Here is a 12,672-nt window from a genome sequence, read left to right as displayed (position 1 = left end):
TTGCCATGTTAAATCGAGCTGTTCATTTCCTTTTCCAATTTTTCCGCTGCATCAAGGATCGTATGCTGGTCACTTTCAGAAATAGGCTGATCTGTTCGTTTACCTACTAATAATACCCCTTTTGGAACACCTTTAAAATGAATGGGAACTGCGAAGGCACAATTGAGATTTTCCGCAAGCATGATGGGATATTCCAAGGCTTTGCCATGAATATTATTTGGAAAGCCCTCGATTTTCATCGGCCTCCCCGTTGATATGACCTTACCTGCTATTCCTTTTCCATATCGAACAGTTATCCTTTTGTATTTATCATTGCTGTTTCCGGCGGCATAATGCCAGCTTATGTCAGGACCTTTACTGTTTTGTAAAGCAAGGCCTACAAAGTCACAGTTCATTTCTTCTAATGCATGTTCACACGCTTCTTTAAACGTTTGATCCTCTTTCGATTTACTCCCCCCGCTAAATTCCATACCCTAATAACCCCTTTTTTAAAGCGAACGCAACAAGTTCATGCCTTGTTTTCATCTTGAGCTTTTCCATTAGGTTTCCTTTATGGCTTTCAACCGTTTTCACGCTTATGACAAGCTGTCCGGCAATCTCTTTATTGGAAAACCCTTTCGCTATCAAGGTCAGTACCTCTTTTTCCCGGTCAGACAACAGATTGAAAGAATCAGCGGCCCCCTGCTTCACACTGCCTAAGTATTCTTCCATTACCCTTTTTGTTGCAGATGGATGAAGGTAAGCATTTCCGTTCGCTAAAGATCGGATGGCTACCAATAATTCTTCATGGGGTGCGCTTTTTAAAATACAGCCTGAAGCCCCCGCTTGAATGGTTCTGAACAAATATTCATCATCATCATGCATGGTAAGTATTAATATGGCTACCTCAGGCATTAATTTTTTTAGTTCGGAAGTCGCCGATAAGCCATCTTTCCCATGAGGCATGCTTAAATCCATGACTATCACATTAGGCTGAAGCTCTAGTGCTCGTTGTATTCCCTCGTTCCCGTCTGAAGCTTCCCCTATCACTTCCATATCCGTATGATTGTTTAATAGCATCTTTAAGCCCATCCTTACAACGGCGTGATCATCGCAAAGCAAAATTTTTATCAAAGCAGCTCCCCCTTAGCTTTGTTCGTATTTCTATCGTTATAAATGAATATGAAACAACAATGGGGATTGCAAAATTCGCAAACCCCTTGTTTAGCATTTTAATATAATGGCAGAGAAATCTCTATAGAAGTCCCGTCATCTATTTTTGAAACAATGGTACAATTTCCGCCAATCAAATGCATTCTTTCACACATGGCAGCAAGCCCGCTCAACTTATTCATAGCGGCTTCAACCTCAAACCCTTTCCCTGAATCTTTAATCATAATCAATAACCTGCTTTTTTCCCATTTAAATATCATACATGCCTTCGTTGTGTCAGCATACCTTGCTATATTCACCAATGCTTCTTGGCAGACCCTGAAAAGTGTAATGCTAACCCTATCAGAGATTTGCGATTCAATCCCATGGTTCTCCAGCTCAACCTCAAGGCCGTAGGTTGAAGTGTATAATCTTATGTAGCTTTTTATCGCTGAAATAAGCCCAAGAGTTGTAAGGGTAGGCGGATGCAATTCTACAGCCAAATGCCTGATTTCTTGAATTGTCTTTTCCAATAATAGATTCAGATCACCTGCATAGCTTTTCATGGCAGGCTGTTCGATTGCCGTTTCAATGAGCTGCATTCCGGAAAAGAGACTGGAAAGGGACTGCCCCACTCCTTCATGAAGCTCCATGGCAATTCTTTTAATTTCTTCTTCATGTGTTTGTATGATATAAGAACTGAGGTTGTTTTTGAGTGGCTGAGTATTCATTCCCACCCTCCTTCTTCGATTGTCGCTGATTATTGGCCATTCAGTTAGAATTTCTGGTTCTTGAAAACTCCCATTCAGCCTTCAAATCCAATGTTTTCATGTACACAGTTCATTTTATGCCTTTTTCACTCTATGACTTGAAATGTCACTAAACATTCCTGCATATTGAACGACATCCCCTGCATCATTCTTTATCGAACTAATGGTCAGCCATTGTAGGTATTGCTGTCCATCCTTTCGGCTATTCCAGATTTCACCTTGCCAGAACCCATTTATCTCAATGGATTTCCACAAATCCTCATAAAAAGTTTGAGGCTGTCTACCTGACTTAAGTATACTGGGGTTCTTCCCTATTACTTCATTTTCCTGATAACCCGTAATACTGCAAAACGAAGGGTTTACTGAAATGATCTTGCCGGTGGTATCGGTAATGAGAATCCCTTCTATTGTATGATCAATCACTTCTTTGGCAAGCCCCATTTTGCCTTGGAAATACATCCAGACAACTAAAATCAAACTTGCAAGGGCAACTTCTGACAATGCCATGAACCCGATTGCATAATGTCCTGTGATATTGAATAACAAGGATAAAATTAATGGCGGAAAAAAACCTCCCAAACCGCCCATTGCGGAAACAATACCATTCACAATACCAGCCTGCTTTTGGAAATACATGGGCACCAGTTTGAAAATGACACCATTTCCCATTCCCGCACATAGGGCAATACTCAAACAACCAAAAGTGTACCAGCCAATCGATGGAGCAAAGGATAAAATCATAGCTGAAACTGTATACACTCCGAAAACGAACATGAGCAGAATGAGAGAATGAAAGCGATCTGCAAGCCATCCGCCAATTGGTCTCATAAGAGTGGCAAGAACAATAAAGCCTGCTGTCCTCAAACCGGCGTCAACTTTATCCAATCCAAAGTTCGCTACCAGAAAGTTTGGCAGATAGATAGTAAATGCAACAAAAGAACCGAATGTTATAAAATAGAATAAACTTAGCAGCCATAGCTTTTCATTTTTGTAGACACTCTTCACTTGTTCTAAAAGCGGTGTTTTTACTTTCAGCTCTTTTTTATCCCCTAACAGAAAGTTACCTGCGATAAAGACCGCCAAAATCACAAGATAAAGCTGTACAGTTGTTGACCAGCCAAAATTCTCGGCTACAACAGGTGCTGCAAAAGCCGATACTGCCGTACCAAGGTTCCCTGCACCGTAAATGCCGTTTACAAAGCCATGACGTTCCTTTGGATAATACTTAGGTAAAGAGGTTACTCCAACAGAGAATACGGCTCCGCCAATACCAAGGAAAAGTCCTCCAATCAATAAATCGGCAAGGGAATCGGCAATACTGATATAATAAACAGGAAACAATAGTAAAATAAAGCTAATCAGGAAAATTTTCCTTGCCCCGAACTGATTGGCGTAAAAGCCAAGGGGGATACGAAGTACTGATCCCAATATAACCGGAACGGCTGTCACCAGTGCAAGCTGACCTTCCGGTATAGCAATATCTTCTTTAATAAATGGCATCAGGGAGGAAATTAATACCCACACCATAAATCCTACTACTAAGTTTAAAGTCTGTAATGGAAGCTGTATTTTCCTAATCAATCTGATCACACTCTCTTCTAATTACATATTGTAAACCAGTGCTTTCGTCAAAAGCTGACCACTCATTTTTATTTTTAGCAATATTGCATGCCAAAGGGACAGCGAAAAAATTATGGTGGTCAAAATATATCCGTATATGTGTCTTGTCAGGACAAATTTCCACCTTAACAATCGTTTTAGAAACAAAATGCGCTTTATCCTGTCCATCATCATCCAAGATTGCCACTCTAGCATTTTCCGAGACTAATGATTGTAAACCTTCCAATTTAATGTGTGCCACATGTATTGCACCCTCTCTTTGCACTGTATACATATATTTGATAACCATGTAAATATTTCCATAATCTATCATCTGCATGATTCTCGATGAATTCAATTGTTTCTTCTTCAGATTCCCAACCACTCATTCCCTTTACTTCGGCAACTACAATATCTAACCCATCCATTGACTTTTCATCCAAATACCAGTTAAGGCGGGAGCCTTTAAATAATTCTGAAAGAAGCTTATCGATTTCAGAAGAAAAGTTTACGGATGCCTCTTTTACAAAACATAAATCAATGTAAGTTTCGCTGTTCATTTGATTCACGCCTTTTCGTATTTAGTTTTTTTATACGTATATAACGCTAAAGGAAACACAACAATGTTTAATCCACCAAAAATTAGAACATTTATATAATTTTCATAATAAAATTGGTGAACCATGAATTGGGTAAATACAATATTCATCATCAAGAAGGCACAAAGCAATGCGACACCTATAAACTTAAACTTCATAACGCTTCACCCTTACTGCGTATACCGCCCCATTTTCCACTTTCACCTGAATCTCAGGCAGCGGCCTTCTTGGCGGCCCTGCAGTCGGAACACCTGTTTCAACATCAAATTTCCCATGATGGCAAGGACAGATCATCTCTCCCTCTTCCTTCACCCAGAAAACCGGGCAGCGAAGATGTGTGCATGCATTTTGGTATGCTACGTATTTCTTTTCTGACAATCTGATCAAAATGGCATCATCATGATCACCTGGAAATTTAAAATTCATTGCGTCACCAATTGCAAGTTTGCTTACATCTGTGATTTTTTTGTGAGGATACTCCTTCTCCCCAAGCCCCATCAATTCTTTAGCCGCTACCATCCCCCAAGGAAGGGAGGAAATGGCGAATACGCCAGCAGCACCCACCAATGTTTTCATGAACCCACGTCTGTCAAGCTTTCTTTCATTATTCCGTTCAATATTATGAGTGTAATTATCTTCATTAAAGGGAATTTTATTATTTTTATCTGACGGCATTTTAATCCCTCCTAATATAGCTTAGTTATCCCCTGTAAAATACCTGGGAGATTCACCTTAACGTTCGTTTCACTTTCAAGATAAGGAAGGCTAGTCACCCATTTTCCATTATCCAGATTAAACTGATTTCTCTTATTTTCAATTTCTTCATCTGTTAACCATTGAAGTGTATTGGACGGACAAACACTTGCACACATTGGCGGGATCCTGTCTTTTGTCCGGTCGATACACAGATCGCATTTGTACATTAAGTTTTGTTCAGTGTCAAATTTTGGTATCCCGTATGGGCAAGCAATCGTACAATTTTGACAGCCGATACATTTTTCAACAAGTGCTGATAACACGGCCCCTGTCTCATGGATTTGGATTGCCTGGGCCGGACAACTCCTTGCACAGGCAGGATTTACACAATGAAGGCACATAAGAGGCATCGTTTGCCGATTGACCAGAGGGTTTACATCATATACATAGTTTCTGTTCCGCTCTTCATGCCCTCCGCATTGTGTACAAGCCGCTAGGCATGACCTGCATCCTATGCAGTTTTCAAGTTCTAAGTAGAGCCTCTTTTTCATTTATTGCACCTTCTTTATTTCGACTTTTTCCATTTGGGCTGCACAGACCTTAAATTCCGGCATACGAGAGATTGGATCAAGCGCTGCAATGGTTAATAGATTGATGGATTGCTCGTGCCCAAAGTGGTATGGAACAAATACAGTGTCTTCACGAATTGCTTCTGTAATTTTCACTTTATAGATTGCCTCACCTCTTCGGGTATACAGGCGGACCTTATCCTCATGGTCCATATTGTATTTTTTTGCTGTATCCGGATGTACTTCCACATAAGGTTCCGGACACATATCACGAAGGAACTGAATTCTTCTCGTCTGGTTCCCTGATAAATAGTGGTAAACGACACGTCCAGTTGTTAAACGAAGCGGATATTTGTCATCTGGCTCCTCAGCAGGGGGACGGTAAGGAAGTGCACAAATTTTCGCTTTACCGTCTGCGTGATAGAATTTTTTATCCAGGAACATATGCGGCGTTCCCTTGTCATTTTCATCCTTACAAGGCCAAAATACTCCGTCCTGTTTGTCAATCTTATCCCATGTGGCGCCGTAATAATCTGCATTTCCGCCTTTACTGGCCAGTCTGAATTCATCTGCCACATCTTTTGCAGTTTTCATATGGGAAAAATATCTTCCTCTCCCAAGACGTTCTGCAAGCTCTACTTGCATTTGCCAATCTGGCTTAGATTCTCCGATTGGTTCTTGTGCTTTATTTATCTTTATAATGCGTCCTTCAAGATTTGTAACTGTTCCTTCATCTTCCGACCACGTTACGGACGGCAGGATCACATCTGCAAACTCTGCTGATTCAGAAAGATAGAAATCGGAACACAGCATAAAATCCAGGTTTTTCATCGCGCTTCTGACAAAATTCAAATTAGGGGCAGATACTGCAGGGTTAGAACATAGCAGATACAATCCGCGAATCGTTTTTTGCTCCATCAGTTCAAACATTTCATATGCCGAAACACCAGGCTTAGGCATTTCCTCCGGAGTGATATTCCATACGTTACAAACTTCTTTTACATGTTCAGGATTCGTGATTTTCCGGTATCCTGGCAATAAATCCGCTTTCTGACCATGCTCGCGTCCACCCTGTCCGTTTCCTTGACCAGTGAATGTTGCTACACCAGACTTCGGACGGCCAATCTTACCTGTCACAAGCGCCATGTTTGTATATCCCGAAACATTGTCAACGCCCTTATGCTGCTGTTCAATTCCACGGGCAAACATGACAACTGCATTCGGTGCTTTTCCGTAAATCTCTGCTGCGCGAATGATCTTTTCCGGTGCAACACCTGTAAGCTCACTCGTATATTCCGGCGTAAATTCTTTTACAAGCTCTTTTGTTTCTTCAAATCCATTTGTATGATAATTAATAAATTCTTCATCAGCATAACCATTTTGAATTAATTCATTTAAGATTCCATTAGCAAGGGCAAGGTCCGTTCCCGGTCTCAAATCAAGATGAACATCCGCCCTTCTTGCAACAGGCGTTTCGCGGGGATCCGCCACGATAATGTAACCGCCTCTTTCTTGAACGTTCCAAACACGGAACATAGAAGTTGGATGGCATTCTGCTGTGTTGCTTCCTGCAAGAAATAAACAATCCGTTTCATGAATATCTGTCCAGGGTAAAGTTGAACCTCTATCCACACCGAAAGAACGAAGGAATCCCCCGGCCGCACTAGACATGCAGAATCTGCCATTATAGTCAATGTAGCGTGTTCCAAGAGCCACACGTGCAAATTTCCCTGTTAAATAACATTTTTCATTCGTCATTGATACGCCGCTGAAAACGGATAATGCATCTTTTCCATATTTTTTTTGAAGCGCACTGAATTTTTTCGCGATTAAATCATATGCTTCATCCCAGCTTGCTTCTCGGAAGCCTTCCTTTGTTCCCTTTAATGATGCATCATCACGAATAAGCGGTGTTAAAATGCGATCATCATGGTTCGTCTGCTGGTAAGCTGTAACCCCTTTTGGACACATTTTCCCAACAGTTACGGGCCAGTCATAACGTGGTTCAACCCCAATGACTTTATTTGTCGCTCTATTTACCCGTAAATTCATCCCGCACTGCATTCCGCAATATGCACAATGCGTTTTAACCAATGTTTCATTAGGGTGCAACACATTCTCCACCTCTTTGAAAAACTTATCCCTTTGCATTCTGGTTCGCCTCCTTAACTTTTACCTCGTGGACAGGGAAACCGGAAAATTGGGCTATCCGGTATTTTCTTCGGCAAGGTAGGCACATTTCAGCAAGATGGTGGCCATCCTTCGTTTGAAATTCTATATCATTCTTACCGAGAACCTCTATGACATCTTTTGATTGTTCTTTTGAAACAAACTCATTACCGCAAACTTTGCATCCTTTCATCGATTGTTCCGCATAATGCTCTCTGTAGTTTCTAGCAAATACACTCAGTGGGCGGAATGGTATGTGAGCAAGTTTTCCGAACGGAAGATAAATCAATGTAATGATGACGGACCACTGGTGAATCAAGGACATGGCTGGCTGTCCTGCACCGTGCAAAAAGATGTTCATGAACGTTAATGCCAATCCTGTAACGCTGACCAATAACAGCATGAATAATGGTAGGAAGTCATACATGAATTGTTGTTCCGCCCTTGCCTGCATATTTTTCAAGCGACGATAAAGAGCCATGCATACTCCGGCAATGACCATTAGAGCGGTAATGTTCAGGGCGTTATATGATAAGTACGCAATGATCCCATTAGCTGGTACTGTCATTACCTGGATCCCCATTGCGATGATGTGGTAGTAACCGTTGTCGTCCATGGTGAAATACATCCATCCAAATACCAGAGGAAATGTCACGAAGCAGGAAAGAATGCATCCCCAGCCCATTAGAACGTGCTGAGTCCATCGGTAAATTCCCCTGTTCCAGATGAAGTTGTATGTCGCTAACTGTTCAACTGTTGTTTTAGGCGTTGATTTCCTAAATAGAATCTTGATTCCTTTTTTTATGAAAACCTTTGTTGGCGGCCTTTCTCCCCATGCGATAAATCTGTAAAAAAAACCCCCAATAAAAATTAACGTCCCCACCATATAGCCATAAAGGTTTAAATCTACGTGGGTAAACATTCTCGTACCAATAAACGATAAGAATACAAGTCCGCAAACTGCTAGAAACATAGACTTGGCAAAATGTGATGCAAAAGCATCATCAATCGATTTTCCTGTTTTTTGAATTGCTGTGACCTTTGCCTGCATTACTATTCCTCCTCATTACAAACAATTACCATACCCTTATTGTAAGATCTTGCCCGAATGTTCCATATCGGGGAACTTCCCTATCCTTTTGGAAAAATCCCCTTAACTTTTGCAAATAAAAAAACCGTACTGATGTCAGAACGGTCAACACTTTAAATTGGTAAAGGGCTAAGAACGGAAACGTCTTATCATTTACTTTGTACAAGGAATCAAAAAAAGAAAGTACTCTTAAAGAGTACTTTCTCATCGTTTTGCAGGCGGAATTATGTATCCAGCCATTTGTTCAGGGCTAAGGATATCGAAACCTGCAATTCCTTCAATTGTCGTTCTTTTTGAAGCAAAAGCTTTTCAGCCTCCTTCAGGTTCACCCGTGAGAACTGAATGGATTCCCCTGGTTTAACCTGCGCGATACTTGGTAAATCTGCCGTGATCACCTGTGCCATCTTAGGATATCCGCCAGTCGTTTGGCTATCCGCAAGGAGAATGATCGGGTTTCCATCAGGAGGAACCTGAACGGACCCATTTGTGACCGCTTCAGATAATAACTCCCCATTATCCTTTAATTCCAGTGTCGGTCCTGATAATCTATATCCCATGCGGTCGGATTGATTGGAAACTTTAAATGCCCCCGCTACAAAACTATCTTTACTTGAATCTGTGAAACTTTCATATTGGCTTCCATCGATGAAACGGATGAGAGGTTTTCCTCCTGGCATGAACTCCTTCTCATTGACAAACCAATTTGGGAAGGAAAATGACCCGTTGAACGCCTTATCACCAAGAGTTTTCGAAGGTTCATTAAACTCCAAGACATCGTCAGCCTTTAATGCCCTCCCCATAAAGCCGCCAATCCCAGCCCTTAGATAAGTGCTTTTGCTCTCCATAACTTCAGGAATGGCGAAGCCTCCCGCCACTGTTAAATAAGCCCTGCAACCTGATTTACACCCTTCAAATCGAAGCATCGATCCATTTTTCACAAGAATGGGCCTCCACATCGGAATAGCGTGATTATCGATTGTAGGTGATAAATTTCCACCCGTTATCGAAATCAGGCAATTTTTCTCGATTTTAATGGTCGGACCCATTAAAGTAATTTCCAATGCCGCTTCTCCTTCTTCATTGCCAACCAGCATATTGGCAATTCGTAAAGAATGTCCATCCATCGCCCCGCTTACGATCACCCCATGTTGCTGAAATCCTTTTCTTCCAAGATCCTGTATACTCGTCAATAATCCCGGTTTGATTACGCGCAGGCTCACTGTAATCCCTCCTTAAGGATCATTTCTTTATATTCTTGATCCGTTATCGGTTGGAACTTCACGATGTCTCCTGCTTGTAATAGACTTGGAGGATTTACATTCGGTAAAAATAGTTTGGTTGGCGTCTGTCCGATCAATTGCCATCCACCAGGTGTAGATATAGGATATACACCCGTTTGCATACCGGCGATTCCTACTGCCCCTGCAGGAATGGTCATTCGGGGAGAGGAACGCCTAGGTGTCGCTATTTCTTCCGACATTCCGCCAAGAAACGGGAAACCTGGTGCGAACCCGATCATATAGGCCAAATACTCCCCGGTTGAATGAATGTGAATGACTTCATCAGTAGTCAAATCATTATAACGGGCAACATATTCCAAATCCGGTCCATATTCCTTCCCATAGCACACGGGAATGGAAACTGTTCGATGTGAGATTTCCTTAATTTCTTTTAAATCCTGTAATTTCATTTCCATGATGGAACGGACCGCTTCATAAGGAGATATTTCCGTATCATTGCTTTTTTTTTGATCCTTATAAACAACAAATGGATCATAAAAAACCGTCAAATTAGTAAATGCGGGTACACATTCTATAAATCCTGCAAAAGGTTCATCTTCAAGTAAATCCATTAACAATTTTATTTTTTTGTGTATGCTGTATTCCATTCCATTCCCGAATGTAATCACGATTGCGGAATCGCCCAATGGAGAAAGTGTACATGCAGTTATATTCAATAGCTTTTCAGGCATAGGGACTCATCTCTTTCTGTCAGTTATAAAACTCCTAATTTCTCATCACGAATGTCCGTAATGAACATATGTCCAGGTGCATGCGTGATCATGATCTCCGGTTTGGTCTCCATAGCAATGGATTGCGGCGTTACACCACATGCCCAAAAAACCGGGACTTCCCCATCACGAATCGTGACTGGATCACCAAAATCCGGATGCTGAATGTTGGAAACTCCGATCGCTTCAGGGTCACCAATATGGATTGGTGACCCATGAACTGCAGGAAACCGCGATGTCACTTGCGTTGCCCTCACCACATCCTTTTGTGGAATCGGCCTCATGCTAGCTACCATTTTCCCATGAAAAATCCCTGCTTCAATGCATGGAATATTGGTTTTATACATAGGCACATTGCATCCCTCTTCAATATGGCGAATCGAAATATCATTATTCAAAAGGGCGTGTTCGAATGTAAAGCTGCACCCGATCAAAAATCCAACCATATCGTCTTCCCAATAGTTTGAGATATCCGTTACTTCTTCCACTAATTCCCCATATCTATATACCCTATATTTAGGTATATCGGTACGTATATCCCCAGACTTTGCTGCGAATGCAGGAATGGGTGAACCAATTTCCGTAACGTCCAGCAATGGACAGGATTTAGGGTTGCGCTGACAGAATAATAAAAAATCAAAAGCATGCTCTTTTTTTAAGATGGCTAAGTTCGCTTGTGCATAACCGTTAGCCATGCCGGCAGTCGGTTTAATCAATTCGTTGTTTCGAATCATTGAACGCAACTCAGCCGGGGTAGCTTGAGAAAGATCGATCATTAGTATTCAACTCCTATTAAGAAATGGCAGCCAGTGGCAAACTGGCAAACCACTTCGACCTAAATTTAATGGATATTCGTTCATTAATCATTAAAAAAGTGCTGGCAGTTGTTTCATTAATGTATATACGCCCATTAACGCCATGATGACTACCACGAACACACCGGAAATCGTTAACCATAAAGGATGCTTATAATCACCCACGATGTTTTTCTTATATGCGGCAATTAGCAATGTCCCAAGGGCAATTGGTAAAATGAGTCCATTGATGGCCCCGACTACTAGCAGTACTTTAACCGGTTGACCAATTAATAGAAAGCAAATGGTCGAAACGACAATAAAACCAATGATTATCCAGTTCGCCTTCTTATTAATTTTTTCGCTGAATGTTCTGATGAATGAAACGGAAGTATATGCCGCTCCAACTACTGATGTGATTGCGGCCGCCCACATTACGATACCGAAGATTTTATATCCTACATTACCAGCTGCGAGTTGAAAAACGGATGCTGCAGGGTTACCCGGATCAATTTGTAAACCTTTCGAAACAACACCCAATACGGCTAGAAATAATGCAACACGCATGACCGTAGTGATCAATATCCCCATTATCGAACTCTTTGTGACTTCAGGTAATGCTCCAACACCTTTCACGCCTGCATCCAAGAGACGGTGTCCCCCTGCAAATGTAATATAGCCGCCTACAGATCCACCCACTAATGTAACGATTGCGATAATATCGATTTTATCAGGTGCAAAAGTCCTCACTACCGCTTCCCCGACTGGAGGAGAGGTTGTCCAAGCAACATAAATCATCAAACAAATCATGAAAAATCCGGCAATTTGCGTAAAACGGTCCATCGCTTTTCCTGCTTCTTTCACTACAAAAATCAGTACGGCGATGACCGCGCTTATTGCCGCCCCGGCCGTGGGGGATATTCCCGTCATCGCATTTAGACCTAATCCGGCTCCTGCGATATTTCCAATATTAAATGCCAGCCCGCCCATAACGATCAGTGCGGCAAGTACATAACCCAGCCCAGGAAGGACCATGTTTGCAATCTCTTGACCCCGTTTTTCGGATACAGCTATAATGCGCCATACATTTGTTTGGGCAAATATATCAAGAATGACCGAAATAAGAATGACGAATCCGAAACTTGCCGCAAGACTTTGTGTATAAACCGTTGTTTGCATTAAAAAACCTGGTCCTATTGCCGATGTTGCCATCAGGAATGCTGCACCTAACAATAAAGTGCGGT

General features: G+C 41.7%; 15 protein-coding genes. All 15 read right to left on the bottom strand.

The window, feature by feature from the left end:
• Nucleotides 1-8: 8 nt before the first annotated feature.
• The gene (locus tag QNH43_RS11880; RefSeq protein WP_283917986.1) at nucleotides 9-470 is read right to left on the bottom strand and encodes a GAF domain-containing protein; all 462 of its coding nucleotides are present in this window, start codon (nucleotides 468-470) and stop codon (nucleotides 9-11) included.
• Entirely contained in the window at nucleotides 460-1,113 is a 654-nt protein-coding gene (locus tag QNH43_RS11875; protein ID WP_283917985.1) for a response regulator transcription factor, read from the bottom strand. The genes QNH43_RS11880 and QNH43_RS11875 overlap by 11 nt, the downstream gene beginning before the upstream one ends.
• 98 nt (nucleotides 1,114-1,211) lie before the next feature.
• A complete protein-coding gene (locus QNH43_RS11870) occupies nucleotides 1,212-1,862 on the bottom strand; it encodes a sensor histidine kinase (RefSeq protein ID WP_283917984.1) in 651 nt (216 codons plus the stop codon).
• Between the two features lie 114 nt (nucleotides 1,863-1,976).
• Nucleotides 1,977-3,482, bottom strand: coding sequence for a nitrate/nitrite transporter (locus QNH43_RS11865; protein WP_098371814.1), 1,506 nt, complete (start codon nucleotides 3,480-3,482; stop codon nucleotides 1,977-1,979).
• The gene (locus QNH43_RS11860; RefSeq protein ID WP_283917983.1) at nucleotides 3,475-3,762 is read right to left on the bottom strand and encodes a hypothetical protein; all 288 of its coding nucleotides are present in this window, start codon (nucleotides 3,760-3,762) and stop codon (nucleotides 3,475-3,477) included. Before QNH43_RS11860 ends, QNH43_RS11865 begins: the two co-directional genes overlap by 8 nt.
• The gene (locus tag QNH43_RS11855; protein ID WP_283917982.1) at nucleotides 3,749-4,060 is read right to left on the bottom strand and encodes a hypothetical protein; all 312 of its coding nucleotides are present in this window, start codon (nucleotides 4,058-4,060) and stop codon (nucleotides 3,749-3,751) included. The genes QNH43_RS11860 and QNH43_RS11855 overlap by 14 nt, the downstream gene beginning before the upstream one ends.
• Nucleotides 4,061-4,065: 5 nt before the next feature.
• A complete protein-coding gene (locus QNH43_RS11850) occupies nucleotides 4,066-4,257 on the bottom strand; it encodes a hypothetical protein (protein WP_283917981.1) in 192 nt (63 codons plus the stop codon).
• On the bottom strand, nucleotides 4,247-4,774 hold the full coding sequence (locus QNH43_RS11845) for a QcrA and Rieske domain-containing protein (protein ID WP_283917980.1): 528 nt from the start codon (nucleotides 4,772-4,774) through the stop codon (nucleotides 4,247-4,249). The genes QNH43_RS11850 and QNH43_RS11845 overlap by 11 nt, the downstream gene beginning before the upstream one ends.
• 11 nt (nucleotides 4,775-4,785) lie before the next feature.
• Nucleotides 4,786-5,346, bottom strand: coding sequence for a 4Fe-4S dicluster domain-containing protein (locus tag QNH43_RS11840; protein ID WP_283917979.1), 561 nt, complete (start codon nucleotides 5,344-5,346; stop codon nucleotides 4,786-4,788).
• Nucleotides 5,347-7,515: a molybdopterin oxidoreductase family protein gene (locus QNH43_RS11835; RefSeq protein WP_283917978.1), complete on the bottom strand. Its 2,169-nt coding sequence runs from the start codon at nucleotides 7,513-7,515 to the stop codon at nucleotides 5,347-5,349.
• Nucleotides 7,502-8,584, bottom strand: coding sequence for a hypothetical protein (locus QNH43_RS11830; protein WP_283917977.1), 1,083 nt, complete (start codon nucleotides 8,582-8,584; stop codon nucleotides 7,502-7,504). The genes QNH43_RS11835 and QNH43_RS11830 overlap by 14 nt, the downstream gene beginning before the upstream one ends.
• Nucleotides 8,585-8,847: 263 nt before the next feature.
• Nucleotides 8,848-9,843 carry a 5-oxoprolinase subunit C family protein gene (locus QNH43_RS11825; RefSeq protein WP_283917976.1) on the bottom strand — a complete coding sequence of 332 codons (996 nt, stop codon included), beginning with the start codon at nucleotides 9,841-9,843 and terminating at the stop codon, nucleotides 8,848-8,850.
• Nucleotides 9,840-10,595 (bottom strand): 5-oxoprolinase subunit PxpB, encoded by a 756-nt coding sequence (gene pxpB / locus QNH43_RS11820; protein ID WP_283917975.1) that lies wholly within the window; start codon nucleotides 10,593-10,595, stop codon nucleotides 9,840-9,842. Before pxpB ends, QNH43_RS11825 begins: the two co-directional genes overlap by 4 nt.
• A gap of 23 nt (nucleotides 10,596-10,618) precedes the next feature.
• Nucleotides 10,619-11,410 (bottom strand): putative hydro-lyase, encoded by a 792-nt coding sequence (locus tag QNH43_RS11815; protein WP_283917974.1) that lies wholly within the window; start codon nucleotides 11,408-11,410, stop codon nucleotides 10,619-10,621.
• Between the two features lie 90 nt (nucleotides 11,411-11,500).
• Nucleotides 11,501-12,640, bottom strand: a complete 1,140-nt coding sequence (locus tag QNH43_RS11810) for an NRAMP family divalent metal transporter (RefSeq protein ID WP_283918343.1) — start codon at nucleotides 12,638-12,640, stop codon at nucleotides 11,501-11,503.
• Between the last annotated feature and the right edge of the window lie 32 nt (nucleotides 12,641-12,672).

This window comes from Peribacillus simplex (assembly GCF_030123325.1).
Taxonomy (GTDB): domain Bacteria; phylum Bacillota; class Bacilli; order Bacillales; family DSM-1321; genus Peribacillus; species Peribacillus simplex_D.
The sequence above is the reverse complement of the archived record's forward strand: the minus strand, read 5'-3'. Positions and strand labels throughout refer to the sequence as shown.